The organism is Companilactobacillus sp. HBUAS59699, from assembly GCF_036913575.1.
Taxonomy (GTDB): Bacteria; Bacillota; Bacilli; order Lactobacillales; family Lactobacillaceae; genus Companilactobacillus.
Genome location: NZ_JAYKTV010000004.1, coordinates 18,537 through 36,581 on the forward strand (window position 1 = coordinate 18,537; position 18,045 = coordinate 36,581).

The following is an 18,045-nucleotide window of genomic DNA, read 5'->3' on the forward strand; positions in this document are numbered from 1 at the left end:
TTTAAAACGATACTGATTATCTTACCACTTTACAGAACGTAAAAAAGCAACCATTCGAAACGAATCTTATGGTTGTTTATTTGTCCTATATCCAATTTTATTAATAATAATTGCTAGTAAAATGATCAATACTCCCAACAGATAAACCCAATGCAGTCCACCGTATAAGACTTGTCTCAGTATTGGCAATTTATCGGTTGGTAAATGTAAGGCTGTTTTAGGATTGATCACCAAATTGATTAAATCTAAACTTAATCCTTTATGAATCGAAATACCATGCTGTATACCAGTGTTCAACATTATGCCAAATATTGAGACCATCAAAGTTTGACCGAGCGTTTTGGCAAGCGTATTGAAGCCTGTGGCTACACCAACGTTGTCTTTTGACACTAAGTGCTGGGATTCAACAGTCGTAGTCACAATCGTTATTCCAAATCCGAAACCGCTGATGGCGGTAATGATAAAGAACCATCCAAATTGCGTCGTAATCGGAATGAATGCCAATAAAATACCGGCGAATAATACGATTGACAAACTAAAACGTAATATACGATGTGGCGTCCACCTGATCAGTAAATAACTAGTAGCGAATGAACCCAAGATCCAAAAGATCGAATGCGGAGTAGTCGCATATCCCGCAAAGGAAACTGGGACACCGAGTACTCCTTGTACCCAGATTGGAATATAAACTGTTATCGCCATTAAATATCCATTGATCAGTGCTGCAATAGCATTTTGAACCATGAATGGTTTATTTTTGAATAAGTGTAACGAAACAACTGGTTCCTTTGCGTAGCGTTCATGGCGAATAAAGCGCCACAGAGCAAAGAAACTAATTAACCAGAATACCAAAATATTCGTCCAATTTAATTCTTTATAACTCAAAAATTGAAAACTTAACATTAGCATCAATACACTGAGCATTAACCAAAAGCTACCTAAATAGTCAATATTAACTTTTGAAGTTCTCTTTCCAGCTTCATATAAGAAAAATTGGAAAATAACCATTATCAATAGACGCAGCGGTATATTGATAAAAAATACCCAATGCCAACTGAACGTATTTACTACTATTCCACCGATCAAAGGTGCAATCAGAGTAGCTATACCCCAAATCAAATTGTTTAATCCCAAAATCTGTGGTCTTTTTTCATATGGGTACAAATCTGCAATGATCGTGACAGTGGCGGTGGGTAGCGCTCCAGCCCCTATTCCCTGAACCGCTCTCCAAAAAACTAATTCCATCATAGAAGTGGACAATCCACTCATCAATGATCCGAAGGTAAACAGTGCCAAACCTATTTGTACGATCGGCTTACGACCGATCAGATCGGCTAACTTACCATATATCGGAGTAGTCATAGCAGTAGCTAATAAATAAATGGAAAACACCCAATTCATCAACGACACTCCATGTAAATCCCCAACAATGGTTGGCAAAGCTGTCGATAAAATAGTTCCCTCAATCGCACTGACGAACGTTGCCAAATAAATAGCAACTGTAACAGCAAATGTATTAGTCCTTGATTGCGTCATTATTCAATCCCCTCCTTGAACTGGTAATTAATAAACTAACTTTTTTTAATGCTACCACTTAACCATCATAGAAGTCATCATTTGTCGCAAAAAAAAGGCATTGAGGACTAAACTCAATACCTTAGTTAAATAATTTGTCACTATCTTCATTAACATTGCCACCAACCATTAGAACTTGAAAAGCTATTAATAACATTTGTAATGCCGGCAAATAGATTAAAATCAAAATCCATACAATCAATTCTGCACCAACAAACTTCCAACTAGTTAGAGCCCGATATATTTTCATCTTGCGAATACTTGCTGCAATTTCATGATGACCAGCTAATTCGTTCTCTCTGGCAATCATATATGTCAACAAAGCATACGCAAACGACCACAAAAAATACACTATGGCATAGAAGATTTCTGGACCTTGAACATTTAAACTTCGACCGACCCATGCAGTCGCAACTGGAATAAATGATGTCGTGAACATCCAGGCATTATTGATCCAGAATATTTTTCTAGTGACTAACTTAGTTTTACTAAACATGTAATGATGATTATACCAGGCAATTCCAATAAATAGCCAACCGACCGCATATGAAATCATATATGGAACTTGTGGCAAAATAGCTGTTAATTTATCTGACTCTGGAGTTTTAAATTCCAAAATCATAATAGTAAGAATAATTGCAATAACCGCATCTGTAAATGCTTCAACTCTAGACTTATTCATCTAACCCCTCCCTAAAGACTGGTTAATTATATCAATGAATAAGATCTGATTTGTTTCTATTATTATAATTATATTTTTAAAAAAATAGTAATTTTAATGTTTAAGTATACTTATTCCAACTAATCCCAATACCGAAACTAATGAAAAACTTGCCAACGTAATATAGTAATCCGTATTGGAGTCTGGTACTTCGCCTTGATCTGCACCAGATTGACCAATCGTCTTACTAGTTGAAGCTTCTGGCTTAGTTGTGCTAGTGGAACTTGTCGTACTTGGTTGTGTTAACAATCCTGATTGTTGCAACATATTACTGGATATTGAAGTTGCACCATTACCCTTCAATAAATTGGCAGAATCATCGGCTTCATTATTATTTGAGCTGTCAGAAGCTGTATTTCCAGCTGTCGTAGCTGTCTGTGAATCTGCCTGATCATTGTTATCAGCGACCGAATCACTGTTACCTTCAGCATCAGATGTGCTATCAGATTCAGCAGTTGTTACATTATTCGAACTAACCGAATCTGTCACTGTACTGTTATTGCTTGATTGATTTTGTGATCCAGAATCAGTTGCAGCATCAGTATCATTAGCCTTGTAAACATAGACTACCGTCCCACCAGTGTCCGACAAAGTACCATTGGCTAGCATACTATTCTCACTCATTTTGACAAAAGTGTAGCCATCAATATTCAACTGCTTGGTCGTATAATTCAGATAATCAGAAGCAGCCGGATCACTTGAATGGCTTGCTTCAGTGCTTGCTGCAATTTCGTTACCGTCAGTATCAACGTACTTAACCTTAACATCCCCAACGATTACTTTTCCTTGTAACGTGATTTTTCCATCATTATTCAGTTCATTAGAAAATGTATAGTTGGTATTCTCAGCTGGATCCACTGTGATCGTAATATTTTTTGAACCGACCTCTGATTGACCTTCACTGAAATGGGCAACAACTTGATTGGTTAAATCATCACCGGTAACATCAGGTAACTTAACTGATCCGTCATACCAATAAATATTGGTTCCACTAGATAATGTAGTTTTTACTAGTTTGCTTGCCGTAGTTTGCTCGTCAGCGTGGACAATTGCAGGTTGTGATTCATAAACACCGAATCCCAACACCCACAATCCCATTGACAGCACTGCGTATTTCTTGAAATTCATAACTAAAACTCCCTCTCCGTAAACGAGATCTAAAACTTACATTACAAATTAAATTGTAATAATGATATTTGAATTATTTATGAAGTTTCCGGTTACAATTTTGTTACTATTATATTTCACGCCAAAAAAAGCAGGACAAATTTTAAAATTTGTCCTGCCTGATATTTATAATAAAACAACAATCTTTCCAAAGATTCTGGTCCACCCGGTGATTTAACAACTACTGCTTTCATAATCTACCTTCTATCTATTTAACAAACCATGTTCAACCAAATACTCCCGAGCAACTTTAGCGGCCTTTTCATGCTTAACAGATACACGATAATTCATTTTTTGCATATCAGTTTCACTGATCTTGCCAGCTAACTTATTCAAGGTCTTACGTATGCCTGGATACTTAGTCAACAGCTCTTCAGATACTAATGGTGCACCTTGATATGGTGGGAAGAACTCTTTGTCATCCTTTAACGCCACTAGATCGTATTCTTGAATCTGTGGATCAGTCGTATATCCATCTACCAAGTTAACTTTATCGTTAGCAATTGCCTTATAACGAATGGATGATTCCATCGTTTGCGTATTACCAAATTTCAAATGATATGCCTTACTTATACCAGGGTATCCGTCACTCAATTGATAAAAATCAGGATCGAATCCGGCATTGATTTTTCCTTCGATAGCAATAAGATCAGAGACCGTCTTCAAATTGTATTTTTTAGCAAAACTCTTCTTAACCACTAATGCGTAGCCATTCTCATATTTCATTGGCTTCAAATATTCTAAGTTTTCTTGTGATTTTAACAACTTCTTAGCCAATTGGTAAGTTGCGGCTGGATCATGACTGGCACCCTTTTTAGTCTTCACTAAGGATTCTAAGACTGTTCCTGTGAACTCGGGATAAATATCGATCGAACCAGACTTCAACGCCTTGTATAAGAATGAAGTTCCACCAAAATTGGCCTTGGTAGTCACCTTAATATTAGGATTATCTTGCTCGATCAGATCCTTATACATATTGATCAAGATCTCTGGTTCACTACCCATCTTACCGGCAATCGTAATTGTTGTCTGTGGTTTAACAATCACCCGATAACCAGCCACACCACCGATAAGAATAACTAGCGCTGCGAAGATAACTCCAATTTTTTTCAATGATAACTTTGAGATTCCGCGAATGATACCACTAAATATCAATGCCAAAATTGCTGAAAGAACTGCACCAATAATCAGCAAAGAATTATTGTTAGTTTCAATTCCTAAGAGAATATAAGTACCTAGACCACCGGCACCGATCAAGGCGGCTAATGTAGCCGTACCAATAATCATAACCATAGCAATTCGCAGTCCAGAAATAATCATCGGCATCGCCAAAGGTATTTCAAACTTCAATAGTTTCTTCGAACGTGACAACCCGAAAGCCTCAGCCGCTTCTTCCAAGTTGGGATCGATCGTTGTCAAACCGGAATAAGTATTCTGAAAGATCGGCATGACTGCATAAACTACTAATGCAATAACCGAAGGTACTGTACCGATCCCGACTAGCGGTATTAGAATACCCAAAAGTGCCAAACTTGGTATCGTCTGCAGAACGCTCGTTACATTCAGAATAAACTCTGCTGTCTTCTTATGATTCATCAAAATAATTGCTAAAGGAATTGCAATCACGGCCGCGATCAATAACGAAATCAACGATATAGAAATATGTTGACCGATGGCATTGAGGATATCATTTCCTTGAGTTTTAAAAACATGAACTATTCCTGACATCCTACTCACCATCCCTTGCTAAATAGTTTAAGAGACTTTGGGTAGTAAGCTTCCAAACTCTTCCATCTGCACTTTTTACTAGTGCAAAACTACGCGTCTTTAACAAACTAGCAAGATCAGAGACATTATCTTCTTCGCTTAGATCTGTATCTTGCTCGTCAACTTCCTGACAGTCTTGACTATCGATGATCAATTTTAACTTTTTATCATCATTTTGTTGATTCTTGAAGAATCCGTTAACGAAGTTATTCTTCGGATTATGAACAATTTCATCACGTGTACCAATTTGTTCCAAGTGGCCTAGACGCATGACGGCAATCGTATTACCTAATCGAACCGCTTCGTTCATATCGTGAGTAACAAAAATAAAAGTCATTTTCATTTCGGAATGTAATTTCAAGACTAGTTCTTGCAATTGATTGCGTGAAATAGGATCCAAAGCACTAAAGGGTTCGTCCATTAAGACAACCTTTGGATCAGCTGCTAATGCCCGGACGATGCCGACACGCTGCTGCTCACCACCAGATAATTCACGAGGATATCTTTTAGCGTAATCTTCAGGTTTCAAACCTACCTTATCCAGCAAATCCCACGCCACTTTATGACGTTTTTCCTTTGACCACTTCAATGATTCTGGCTGAATGGTGATATTGTCCTCAATCGTCATATTAGGAAATAAAGCAATGTTTTGTAACACATATCCCATTTGTAGGCGCATTTCTTGAATATCGAAATCATCGATATTTTTACCATCGATCGTTATATCGCCTGAAGTTTGCTTGATCAGACGATTGATCATTTTAAGCGTCGTAGTCTTACCACTACCACTAGGTCCAACCAAGACAAAGAAATCTCCATCTTTTATTTGAAGATTGAGGTCATTGATTGCTGTATTATCGTTATTCTCATATTTTTTGTACACATTTTTAAATTCAATCATATAGACACCCTTTTAAAGCATTCTGTGTAACTCGATAAGTTACAATCAGAATATAATTATTCATACAAATTGTCAATTTATACGCACTGGTTTGGCATGTTAAGTAATAAAAGTTGACTAAACAAAAATTTCCACCTATCATTAATTGTAATTAATACAGTTACAATCAATGGAGGTGAGTCTATGCGTGTCTCTACTCGTTTTAGCGATTCAATACACATCTTAGCTTTTATCGAAATATACAAAAACATTCGGCTATCCAGTGAAGTCATTGCAAGTAGTGTTGAAACTTCCCCAGTCGTCATTCGCCGTCTGATGGGAGTATTGCGAGAAGCAGGTTTAATAGCTACTAAACAAGGTTCAGCTGAACCAAAGCTTGCTCGTGATCCAAAAGACATTACTTTATTAGATATTTATTTTGCAACCGAGGGCAATAAGCCGCTCTTCGAATTGGACAAAAAAACAAACCCTGAATGTATCGTTGGTGGCAATATTCAAGACGTTCTTGGAGATTACTACGAGCAGGCTAAAGTTGCTGCTCAAAGGAAGCTTAACGATACTACTTTGCAGGATTTGATCGAAACTATTCTTGTAAAACAAAAAGCTAAAGAAATTAGTGGATAAGGTGGGGTGTTTTCTGCTGCCGCTGAAGATGGTCAACAATTCCATCTGCCCTGGGACCGGCTGAAGTCTTCGTCTTAAGCCTCGCTCGGAAGCATGTAGTCTTCCGAGTCGTCCAGTGTACTAAGCGATAAATCGCTAAGTACACTATCATGGCGGATTCCATTGTTGACCATCTTCAGCTAGTTTCAAATATACTTCTAGTGAACTAGTAATAACTTATGACAATATATGTGTAAATTACTGTGCTGCAGCAACATTCTACTTTACAAAATTTAGCTGGAGGTCAAAAGTAATGGGATCAGTAGCGTAAGTGGTGTTAATGCGATGACTTTTCGCATTTACAGCGCTGGATGTCTTTCTTGATTTGCGGCCTTGGCAAAGCAAGAAAGCAAGATTTGAGACCGCTTTTTGGCTCAAATCTGTCCCGCCACTGATGGAATTACTGCTGACCGGAAGCGGACAACTAAAAAACACAGGACAAAATTGCCCTGCGTTTTTTTAGTTTAATTTCAAAGTTAAAAATTCTTTTAATCCCATTGCTGGGCGTCCCATTATTGTTTGATAATCATCCGTCACAATGTTCAATAAGCCTTTACCACCAGCATCATACATTGAACTCAACATGTGACCTTCTCCACCTTGATTGTACAAATCTGAGAATTCTTGGAGTGTCACTGGCTGATAGCCGATTTTATGACCAGAAACTTCAGTCAAAACTTCTGCCAATTCTGGCATAGTATAGTTTCTATCTTGAGTAAGAGTGTAAATCTTTCCATTAAGACGCAATACGTCTGTTGTGGCAACTTTGGCAAACGCCTTAGCGCTGTCTTCCAAACTAATAAATGATAGTGCCTCTTTACCAACAGGATAGATCACATTCTTACGTTCAATCAATTCTGGCAAATATGGTACCAACGGATCAGCATATAAAGCATTTTTAATAATAGTATATTTTAGATTTGATTCTGCCAAGCGACGTGGTAAATAACCATAGAAGGCTGATAGATCAAATGGGTTATTCTCTTGATCTGCGATAAAGCCCATCGCCAAAATATGGCCTACTTTAGCTTTCTCTGCCGCTGAAATCACATTCTCTAACTCAGTTACTCGACTGAAACTGTCATGACTCTTACTTGGAACGTAAATAAAAATATCCTTGTTCTTCAAAGCACTGACCATCATATCTTCGTTTAGATAATCGATCGGTAAAACCTCTAAGCCTTCATCGACAAGATGCTTAGCCTTGCTAACAGTGTGAACACCAACACTTATATCAGAGTTAGGTACAAGTTGCATGACTTCTTTTAGAATTTGAGAACCCAAATGACCTGTAGCACCAGTAATAATATATTTCATGTTTACATTACCTCTTTGTAGTTAATACAGACATGCTACTTTATTAGTTACACGTTGGCAAGAACTTAGTTTGTACCAGAAACAACCTCAATTTCATATTTCAAATTAGGCATTATTGACTTTAATATCTCACAAATCCTAGTTAAGGCATTCTTTCGATATTCGACTGTCGTATACTCATTTCCCTGAACAACAAATAAAATATTCTTAGTACTATCATCGATCTTATACAATTCTGAATCACGGCAATCTAAATATGCCAAAATTCCATTGCGATCACGATAAACATAATCATAATCAGCCACCTTCTTATCAGGTGCCATGATTGGTGAGAAAATATCTGGCTTATTAGAAACAGTGAATTCAATTGGGAAATCAATCTTATCCATATCATGAGCCCCAATCGATAAGTACGAACGTAACGATTCGATGTTATAAACATCCACTACTGAATTGACACGTGGAAAACTTCCACGATGTTGAATATTTCCGATTAAAGCTTCAGTTGTAGGTGGATTTTTTTTCAAACTGCGGCCAATTTTTTTAATCATTTCGACATATCCATTGATTATTGAATTGTCACGTAGTTCATCAAGGTCAGTATTGAGTGCCTTTTCTTCATTGGTCTTCAATTCACTTAAAATTTCGTCATTTAATTTTGCAGACAGATCTACACCACTAACTTTGGCAATAACAATATTGGAAATACCAAGATCCATCAAACTCTGATCCAATTTATAATCCATCATATTCACCTCATTTACCCACATTATGACATACAAAAAGACCACTTTTAAGTGATCTTATAATTTCTTTTGTTTCAATAATAATATAGATAAATAAACAATTATTACAGCTGAAATAACGGTTATCCAAATTGCCGGCATAACATGAGCAACCTGTTCTGTCCCCTTCACCAATGACATGTTATCCGTCACTAGTGAGATGGGATTATAACGTTTTGCATCTTTGAACATATTAACTAAGGTCAGCACAATAAAGACAACTACTGCCGTTAAAAATCCCATATAATTACTTTTACTCAAAGTCGATCCCCAAATAATGATTGCCACAAACATCATTCCAAATATCAACAATGGCCACATCCCCGTCCAAACATAGGGACTTTTATCGTCAGGGAAATAATACAAAGTATAGGCCCAATTGATCAAGAATGCCGTAACAATTGCTAGACACCACTGTAGATATGCCACCAAATACTTGGCAATCACAATTGAATGACGTGGCAAACCCTTGGTAACGAGATTTACTAACGTCCCACGTGAAACCTCACCACTGACTGTACCACTAAAAATAACCGCCAAGACATAAATACCGATCTGGGTCATGTTCTTATAATACTGTTGCCAAGAATCAAGACTAGTAGGGTCAGGCATTTTGATCGTTAACCCACTGCTTGATGCCATCTTCAAAATATCTGGCGTCAGCTTGGCCATCAAGGGACCTTCAATTCCAAAGATCACAAAAACAATCGCTATTATCAACAAATGATAATTTCGCCAAGACTCGAGCAATTCCTTACGAATAAAGAACCAAGTATTTCTCATGAAGTCACCTCCATAAAAATATCTTCTAAACTAGTCTCTTGATTATCCATTGATATCGGAATCAAATTGGACTGTAAAAGTTCATTCAAAGTTGTTTTGACAATTGTTTGATAATCGCCTGAATAATTCAAAGTAACCTGACTCTTGTCCATACTTGCACCATTACCAATTATCTTCACGGCTTGGTGGGCAATATCTTCAGTTTGAAATTTAAAAATAATCTGTGGGCTAGAATATTTCTTCTTCAAATTACTCAAACTATCATTAGCCTGCAATACTCCATCATGCAAAATTCCAACATAATCACTGATCCTTTCAACATCACTCAAAATATGCGTAGAAAAAAGAATTGTCGTTTCATGGCGAAGGCCCGCCAACAAATTCAAAAATTCACTGCGACCAATGGGATCAAGTGCCGATGTAGGTTCATCACAGATCAATAACTTAGGACGATTCAACAATGCTTGGGCAATACCCAGACGTTGTTTCATCCCTCTCGAAAAACCATGAATACGATATTTATTGATCGGCAGATCGACTGTCTTTAAAATCTCTTTAATTCGACTAGGCAATTCATCCTTAGGAATACCAGTCAATTGCCCACACAATCTCAAATATTCAGTCGGTGTCATATAACCATAGTATTCTGGAACATCCGGCAAATAACCTACTTTTTGATTGATCACAGAATTACCATAATGTACTTCTTGCCCATCGATCAAGATATTACCGGAATCGATTGTCTCTAAACCCAGAATCATCTTCATAGTAGTAGTTTTGCCAGCACCATTCTCACCTACAAAACCAAAGATGGATCCTTCTGGTACTGTAAAATCCAGTCCATTCAAGACTTGCTTTTCTCCGAAGCGTTTCTTAACATCGTGCAATTCGAGAATCGCCATCAATATGTCTCCCGTCCAATAATAAAATACAAAATTGCTCCAAGAGGATTAACTAACAGAGTCAATAAAACCCACAAAAGACGATTTCCCATACGATAATTTTTGTGACGAAAAATATGGATCAAGGCGGCAATATCTAAGCCCACTTCTAATAAGATCAATGGAATAAATAGTGGCAAATTGTTTGTAATAATATCAGTATTATGCATTTTCCAGACGCTCCTTTATTATATTTAGACGTTTCAATATTGCTTTAAATTTTGGATCATCTTGATATGGTTTCAAAAAAGAATTTTGAAAAACGATGGTAATGAAGTCAGTCTTTAGTTGGTTAGTATCTCTTGGCAATGAATGACCTAGATCTGTTTGATCAAGCCAATCATCGATCTGGTCAAAATATTCATCACCATGAAGCTCGATGGGAAATTTCATACCATCCAATAGATCAGCATATTGTGCTAAACAATCCATCACTTGTTCCGTCCTATTCATTTGAGCATAACCCATTACAGCTGAGATATAAAAGTTAGCCACAACCGTTGGATTAAGTTCCTTCAACGAAAAAGATCGAATCAACGATTTTCCTTTGTCATAAGTTGAATCAAACTTATCTGGTTGATCTAGTAACAATTGCAAGTAATTATTGATCTGACTGAGTATTACGACCACGTATTGAAACAGTGAACTTTGAACTGTGGCAATTGCTCTTTGCTTATCACCCTTCATCTTATAAGCCCAAGCAATCAGACTCTCAGTTGAATAGTATTCTGGTACGTATTCACCCAAGATATCTAAGACTTCATCAGGCTTATTCAACATCAGCGAACAATAGGCAGAATAATTAGTGGCCTTATCTAATAAAACTGAATCATTAGATATCTTTAACACATGAGCAAACAACTCCTGTGCCTTTCCAAAATACTTCTGGACCTTCTCTTCTTTAGATGCACCTGGCAAAAGATCGCCATGATTAAGTAATAATTGACCCATTTCCAAGATCAACGGTGCACAAGAATAGTAGCGATGGATAATATCTTCGATCGAATGCCACACTTCTTCGGGAGTATTGGTCTCAAACTCCTTAGTTATCGAAGTATAAATATGTCGAATTTGTTCAGTAGAAAGTTCGTTACTGTAATTCATCAATGCATCGATCGTTATATTAAAATAGCCTGCCAGCAACGGAATCAAAGTAATATCCGGATAAGACTGACCATTTTCCCACTTTGAAACTGAAGCCTTAGAAACTCCCATAAAGTCAGCCAGTTCCTGCTGTGTGATTTGTCTTTCCTTTCGCTTCTGTGAAATAATCGTCCCCATATTTAATTCCATAACTGCCCTCCTCGTTTCTATAATTCAATTATATGTGGTAAACAAAGTTAAGTATAGCGATACAAAGTTAATTATTGGTGATGTTAATCAACCGGAACGATACAAAACAAAAAAAGCCACATTTCTGTGACTTTAATCAGTTATCTTTATAACCTTAGTGTCTCTTGATATATCTCTTACGATATTCTAGGACGACTAGAATCATTACTAAGAGAATTGCGATGATAAAGGCTATCAATAGATAATTTGGTGTTGTATGTTTTGGAATAGTTGTCTTAGCTAACTTCTTGACAGTTTGAGTAGTGATCGTAAACTTTCTATCAAAGTGCCAACTTGTTGTTCCTGACTTAGCATTCAAAACTAATTCATAGGTACCGGCTTTCAGAGTCTGTTTAGGACTACCAATCAAGTAATTGAAGTCACTATTAGGTGCCATAGACAAATTCTTCTTATCTTGGGTATAGACTTCCTTACCATTCTTATCCTTAACCGTCGCATTGATAGAAATATTATCAATAATTGAAGGATTTGGGTTTATCAAATCAGCCGCAACATAGTTATAATTATTAACTTGTTTTTCAAAAATATTACCAAGTTGGATCTTTGGTTGAATCTTGTCAGAATTCTGTCTTAATTCCAAACCAATTACATAAGCATATTCGTTATTGATGTTAAGGCCCTTTTTCTTGGCCTTAGGTGTTGGTGTGATTTCTTGAACTCTGATTCCACCAAGAATTATGCCGGAAAAGTTATCTTTAGGAGCATTCAAATGTATTGTTACTAACTTAGTAGAATTAGCGTCAACGGTCACATCTTGAGGACTAGTTGTTAAAGATTCAATATTGTATTTCAAACCATCCTTATCAGCAGAACCGTGAGTACTGTAATCGATCATCCCATTGTCGTTAGTTAAACCACGATTGACCGAAACTTCGTAATGATGACTTTCGTTGTCTTTGTTACTGATTTTTATAGTCAAATCTTGACTTTGACCGGGCGTAACTTTGAGATCAAAATATGCGCCGGATTTATCAATTTGATTATCAGGTAAATCTGCACCAACAGTGTAGTTTAGTGTATCGGCTTTTACCGTCGTAGTATTGTTAGTTACTAGAAAGGCGAAGAAAGCACTGAATGCCAAAATTATCGGTAGAAGTATTTTCTTAATCATTATCATCCATCCTTCCAAATTAAGAACGAGATGTTGAGGTGATTGGCCTCAAATTTCGATAAAAGAAAGGCAATACGATTCAGTATTGTCCTTCAAAAAAATTATTGTGCAAATATTTTTTAAGCTGGGGCATCAGACAATGTCCATGTCAATGTTGATTGATATGAACCTGGTAAATTACCAGCTGGTACGTATAATGAAGCTTCATTAGCTGCGTACTGTGTTGTATATGCACCAACACCACCGCCGGCAGCGGCACTTTCAACCTCTGCTGCGGTTGAACTCAATGTTACTGGTGTTACGTATGTTGGTGGAGTTGAAACATTGGTTGAATCGTCAGGAGTGATTGGATCAGTTGTCGTCGAGTCAATTGTCAATGTTGAACCCTTCAATGTTGATGTACTACCCGTGGCTGTATCTGTAAATGGTGTTGTTTGGGCAACAGATACATTCCAACCTGATGCAAATCCTGGGTTAGTTACATGCAATGGTGAAATTGAAGTTGATGCATAAGTAGTTTTACCAAGTGCATAATTTTGACTACCAAAACTGATTGCTGGCACATTATCTAGTGCCAATGAACCCGTTTGTGTAATCGTAGCATCTGACGTAGATGTTACTGGTGCTGGATTTGATTCCGTCGTTGTTGCGGCTCCAGCGGTTAAAATTGTCGAGGCTGCTCCGAGGGCTATAGCTCCCAATACAGCCGTACCCTTAATTAATTTTTTCATAATTTAATCCTCGAATAAAAAAGCTTTCTCGTAAAAATACTATTGTATTTGGATGCCATTACCTGTTTAAACATCCACCTCTTTTATAGTCCCTTTTGATTTCAATATCAAAATTAATGTTCCAAAAAAAATAAACTAAAAGCACTATTAATCTGCTTTTAGTTTATATAATTTATTATTTACCATTTATCGTGATTCCAGAGCCTACCATCCAATTCATGTTGAATTTGATCTGTTCGTATCGACTGTTCAGTGACAACTTTCTTCAGTGCCGTCAAAAACGCTCGTTTTTCATATTCCGGTTGGGATTCTTTTAATTGATCGATTTGATCAACTAACCATCGCGATTGTTCGTCCATGCTACTCATCCTCACCTTCCTTGATCATTTTTAACGTATCACTCACTTGCTCCAAATTTTCTTTGTTTTGAATAAAAGTATCTAGGATCAAATTGCCAGTGAATTGATCTTTTGGACCCAATTCACTTACAAATTGATGCAAATGTTTTTCGAACCACTCCTCACGATTGACTAGTGAATCGGGGAAAGGTTGACTTAAATATCGTTGGTAATCAATTAGTAGCTGCATTTGTTCTTCCTCAGACATATACCAAAATTGCGGTACTGAGAACAAAGGCATGATCTTCATCCTACCCAAATGAGCGATTGCACGATACGGTGCCATTGCCTCATCTAAAGTAATATTCTCAGTTGCCCCCTTTTGGAAATCTTTCAGAGGCATCCCTGTTGTAACAATGAGTCCAAATTCTTTATCTTCCAGTGGAAAAGTCTTGTCTCCATAGATGAAGTTACGAGTCAAAACTTCATCTTCCCATTTTTTTAGACCAAACGGTGCCGCATACCAATATAGTGGGAATTGAAAAATAACTCGATCCGCTTGACGTAACAAGCCTTGTTCTTTTTGAATATCAATCTTATCCAATTCTTCCACATGATGCCAAGTTGCCTGTATATCATCAGCACCCTTTTTGAGAAACTGCTGTGTTTGAGAATTATCGATTTCTGGATGTGAAACGATGACTAAAGTTTTGATAATCCACACCTCCATAATGTTTTTAGAATAACATATTTTGATTCCAACAGCTTCTCACAAGTCTGAATTGAAGTGATATAATTAAATAATATAAACGTATACATAACAATTATTATTAGAATTACTTGGAGGATGAAATGCAAAAAATTATCGTTGATCCAGAATTCTGGGAAATTTTTCCTGATGTTGAAATCGCCTGTATGACAGCACGTGATATCGACAATCATGATGACAGTAATGTACCTGACAACTTGATTCAGCACGCTAATGAGGTAGCTAAAAAATGGGTCCCTGATGATCCCATCAGTGCCAATCCTGTTGTGCACGCTTGGCGTGAAGCTTATCGTAAGTTTAAGACCAAAAAAGGTGCACGTAATGCTGTTGAAAATCTTCTAAAACGTGCTAAAAATGATAAAGGTGTTGGAAACATCAATCCAGTCGTTGATGTATATAATTCTGTATCACTAGAATACGCCTTCCCAATCGCCGCTGAAGATTTGGATAACATCGTGGGGGATGTTCATCTGACAGTAGCCAAAGGTGGAGAACCATTCGTACCAATTGGTGAAGATGAGATGGAAGAAGCACTACCTGGTGAAGTTATTTACCGCGACGAAAAAGGAGTTCTTTCACGTTGCTGGGCATGGCGTGACAGTTCACGTGTAGAGGCTACTGATGACACTAAGAACTTGTTATTCTATATGGAAAATATCCAACCGGATCGTAAAGCTGATCATACTGAGGCCGGAGAACAATTGATCAAACGCTTCAAAGACTACTTGGATATTGATATTAATGATTTAACGATTATCAGTAAAGATAATCCTGAATTCATATTTAATAAATAGCTAAATGGCTAGTAAACTTGTCAGTTTACTAGCCATTTTTAGTTATTCGGTAATGCATCTTTCAAATTCCAAGTTATTTTTCCTTGGTATTTTCCACCCATATTACTATTGTTCAATTTTAAAAATATTCCTAAATTATTAGTCCACTTATCCGCAACATCTATCGTCTGGGGATTATCTGAATCCTTAGTATTCTTATAAATATCTGTTGGTTCAGCCAGCGATAGTATATTACCAGAAATATTTTTATAAACAATTGTTCCATTTAACTTTTGTTTAGTTTTTTCATTGACCAAATCAGATGCCTTGGCACTTAAAATCCATCCTTTGCCCCGACTTCGATCATCAACGACCTCGACTTGCCAACCTTTCTGACGAGATACCAGTTGACCAGGGTAACCCATGTTCACTGGTTGGAAATTCACCTGATCACTTACATTACCGAACCTTAATCCACCACCAATAACAATATTAATAGTGAGCAATTTGGTCGTATTAGTCGCCACATCAGAAGCACCTTTTATATTATCCTGAGCATAAATCTTCAGTGTGTTAGTCCCAATATGTAATTTATTTTTAGGAATATTGAGTTCGTAAGATCCACTAGTATACACATTTGAGCGTATCACATCATTGGGAACATACTTTTCATCATTTAACGAACTAAATACTTTTAAATCACCCTCTTTAATAAAAGTACCATTTCCGTACCACACTGTACCATTGATTACTGTATTTTCAGGCACAGCATCTTGACTAGCATAATTAATCGTTCCACTCGGATCTGAATCTATCATTAAAGTATCCAGCAAAATTTTAAATTGAGGGGTATTGTCATCAATAATAAAATTATCACCCTTAAAGGAAGCATGCTGGATAGATACCGTCGTAGTTGTTGGTATTTTTTTAACTCTCGTATGCAAAACTATCTTGGCGTTTCGATGATCCTTGTTTAAACTTTGTTTTAAAACATGTTCAACTTGATTATCTTTTAATTCATTCTTATTGATTATTTCTTCAGGTTCTGCATCATCATAGGAAATTGTTCCTGATTTAAAATCCACCTGTGACGGCAAATTCATTGTAGCAAGGATTTTTTCCCAATCTTTAGTTCCACTCATGTAATTTAGATTGTAAACAAAATCCAAATCATCACCGATCGATACCGTATTGTCAGTATGCACTTGCTTACCAGTAGTCAAATTTTGAATCGATGCCTTCGATTCCGCGTTGATAAATGAGGGAATGGATTCAAAGACAATGAAGTTGTTCTCAGTAAATCTACCAGTCGTTCCGGTGAATCCCCAATGTAATTTGCGATTATTAGGATCTTTGAAGTGGAAGTTTTTAGTGTCTAACGGGATCGTATAGTTATAACCTGTAATATTGGTTTGGCTACCATCTAGATTTTTATCATTGAACCAATATTTTAGTTCTGATGTATCCGGGTCCCATTTGATGGTTATATGATGCCATCTTTGATCAGTCATAGTTTGAAATTGATTTCCAACTCCATGATTTAATGTAAAGTATCTTTTTTTATATTTATCTTCTACTGAATTGCCATGTAAATCAAGTTTAGTTTCTCCAGGATTATATGTTCCAGGGAGTGCAGGATAATTATTTCCTGTATGTTGTCCCTGACGATCCATATCAAAAGAAACACCCTTACCGTCAATATGTTCCAAGACACTCAATCGATTAACAAAGGTATCAAATTCCAGCGCCCAACTGTTTTGTATTGCCGTTTTAGCAATATCTTCAGCGGTTGTACTCATACTAGTATTAAAATCAGCTCCCCAAACTCCCAAAGTTTCACCAACTGCCGGTTTACCGTTGTACATAGATATCGCCTTATAAGTACGAGGGTCATTTTGAAGTACAAATGCCATTCCGTCACCAACTTCTAGCGGTTCTTTAGGATTGAACGGACGTCCAAAATACAACCACATAGAAAGAGTCTGGGGAATATTCAAGTCAATATAATTATTAGCCTCCATATTGCTCCAGACTGCACCTATTTGATTAATATTATTTGTAACTTGTAAAACTCCAGAATAATCCGCAGGATCACTATTCCTTCGGAAAACTTCAGCCTTGTTATCAGGAAATTCTCCTAATTTAAATGCTGGATCATCAATGTTTAATCCTCGAGGAGCGGTTTTCATCGCATTTTCAAAATCAGCTTTATCATATGAGTCATTTTCATCCGCATAAGCCATAGTGGTATTAAAGCAAGCAATTAAACCATAAAATATAAAAAATATAAATGATATTATATAATATTTTTTATTAAGACGCATATATACCATTCCCCAGTTGTTTTATG

At 36.8% G+C, this 18,045-nt stretch carries 18 protein-coding genes; 2 read left to right on the forward strand and 16 right to left on the reverse strand.

Features of this window, described 5'->3' with window-relative positions:
• Positions 1-66: 66 nt before the first annotated feature.
• From U8519_RS08575 to U8519_RS08595, 5 genes are all read right to left on the reverse strand, one after another.
• Positions 67-1,536: an MFS transporter gene (locus tag U8519_RS08575; RefSeq protein WP_334329913.1), complete on the reverse strand. Its 1,470-nt coding sequence runs from the start codon at positions 1,534-1,536 to the stop codon at positions 67-69.
• 121 nt (positions 1,537-1,657) lie between these two features.
• Positions 1,658-2,257: a TMEM175 family protein gene (locus U8519_RS08580; RefSeq protein WP_334329914.1), complete on the reverse strand. Its 600-nt coding sequence runs from the start codon at positions 2,255-2,257 to the stop codon at positions 1,658-1,660.
• A gap of 93 nt (positions 2,258-2,350) precedes the next feature.
• On the reverse strand, positions 2,351-3,424 hold the full coding sequence (locus U8519_RS08585) for a MucBP domain-containing protein (protein WP_334329915.1): 1,074 nt from the start codon (positions 3,422-3,424) through the stop codon (positions 2,351-2,353).
• Positions 3,425-3,667: 243 nt separating this feature from the next.
• Positions 3,668-5,191 carry an ABC transporter permease/substrate-binding protein gene (locus U8519_RS08590; protein ID WP_334329916.1) on the reverse strand — a complete coding sequence of 508 codons (1,524 nt, stop codon included), beginning with the start codon at positions 5,189-5,191 and terminating at the stop codon, positions 3,668-3,670.
• 1 nt (position 5,192) lies between these two features.
• Entirely contained in the window at positions 5,193-6,131 is a 939-nt protein-coding gene (locus tag U8519_RS08595; protein WP_334329917.1) for an ABC transporter ATP-binding protein, read from the reverse strand.
• 183 nt (positions 6,132-6,314) lie between these two features.
• Here U8519_RS08595 and U8519_RS08600 point away from each other — a divergent pair, with 183 nt between their 5' ends.
• Complete coding sequence (locus U8519_RS08600) at positions 6,315-6,755, forward strand: Rrf2 family transcriptional regulator (RefSeq protein WP_334329918.1); 441 nt, start codon at positions 6,315-6,317, stop codon at positions 6,753-6,755.
• Positions 6,756-7,253: 498 nt separating this feature from the next.
• On the opposite strand, the gene U8519_RS08605 is transcribed toward U8519_RS08600, so the two are convergent.
• From U8519_RS08605 to U8519_RS08650, 10 genes are all read right to left on the reverse strand, one after another.
• Positions 7,254-8,111 (reverse strand): SDR family oxidoreductase, encoded by an 858-nt coding sequence (locus tag U8519_RS08605; protein WP_334329919.1) that lies wholly within the window; start codon positions 8,109-8,111, stop codon positions 7,254-7,256.
• Positions 8,112-8,176: 65 nt separating this feature from the next.
• Positions 8,177-8,857, reverse strand: a complete 681-nt coding sequence (locus tag U8519_RS08610) for a B3/B4 domain-containing protein (protein ID WP_334330124.1) — start codon at positions 8,855-8,857, stop codon at positions 8,177-8,179.
• A 57-nt stretch (positions 8,858-8,914) separates the two neighbouring features.
• Positions 8,915-9,679 carry an ABC transporter permease gene (locus tag U8519_RS08615; RefSeq protein ID WP_334329920.1) on the reverse strand — a complete coding sequence of 255 codons (765 nt, stop codon included), beginning with the start codon at positions 9,677-9,679 and terminating at the stop codon, positions 8,915-8,917.
• Positions 9,676-10,581, reverse strand: coding sequence for an ABC transporter ATP-binding protein (locus U8519_RS08620; protein ID WP_334329921.1), 906 nt, complete (start codon positions 10,579-10,581; stop codon positions 9,676-9,678). Before U8519_RS08620 ends, U8519_RS08615 begins: the two co-directional genes overlap by 4 nt.
• Positions 10,581-10,790 (reverse strand): PLDc N-terminal domain-containing protein, encoded by a 210-nt coding sequence (locus U8519_RS08625; protein ID WP_334329922.1) that lies wholly within the window; start codon positions 10,788-10,790, stop codon positions 10,581-10,583. The genes U8519_RS08620 and U8519_RS08625 overlap by 1 nt, the downstream gene beginning before the upstream one ends.
• Entirely contained in the window at positions 10,783-11,913 is a 1,131-nt protein-coding gene (locus tag U8519_RS08630) for a helix-turn-helix transcriptional regulator (RefSeq protein ID WP_334329923.1), read from the reverse strand. Before U8519_RS08630 ends, U8519_RS08625 begins: the two co-directional genes overlap by 8 nt.
• A gap of 154 nt (positions 11,914-12,067) precedes the next feature.
• The gene (locus U8519_RS08635; RefSeq protein WP_334329924.1) at positions 12,068-13,084 is read right to left on the reverse strand and encodes a DUF916 and DUF3324 domain-containing protein; all 1,017 of its coding nucleotides are present in this window, start codon (positions 13,082-13,084) and stop codon (positions 12,068-12,070) included.
• Between the two features lie 119 nt (positions 13,085-13,203).
• Positions 13,204-13,815, reverse strand: coding sequence for a WxL domain-containing protein (locus tag U8519_RS08640; protein ID WP_334329925.1), 612 nt, complete (start codon positions 13,813-13,815; stop codon positions 13,204-13,206).
• Positions 13,816-13,994: 179 nt separating this feature from the next.
• A complete protein-coding gene (locus U8519_RS08645; RefSeq protein WP_334329926.1) occupies positions 13,995-14,174 on the reverse strand; it encodes a hypothetical protein in 180 nt (59 codons plus the stop codon).
• A gap of 1 nt (position 14,175) precedes the next feature.
• Positions 14,176-14,877, reverse strand: coding sequence for an NAD(P)H-dependent oxidoreductase (locus tag U8519_RS08650; RefSeq protein WP_334329927.1), 702 nt, complete (start codon positions 14,875-14,877; stop codon positions 14,176-14,178).
• Between the two features lie 128 nt (positions 14,878-15,005).
• Here U8519_RS08650 and U8519_RS08655 point away from each other — a divergent pair, with 128 nt between their 5' ends.
• Positions 15,006-15,716, forward strand: coding sequence for a B3/B4 domain-containing protein (locus U8519_RS08655; protein ID WP_334329928.1), 711 nt, complete (start codon positions 15,006-15,008; stop codon positions 15,714-15,716).
• A gap of 38 nt (positions 15,717-15,754) precedes the next feature.
• Here the strand turns inward: U8519_RS08655 and U8519_RS08660 are convergent, their stop codons facing one another.
• Complete coding sequence (locus U8519_RS08660; protein WP_334329929.1) at positions 15,755-18,019, reverse strand: lectin-like domain-containing protein; 2,265 nt, start codon at positions 18,017-18,019, stop codon at positions 15,755-15,757.
• Between the last annotated feature and the right edge of the window lie 26 nt (positions 18,020-18,045).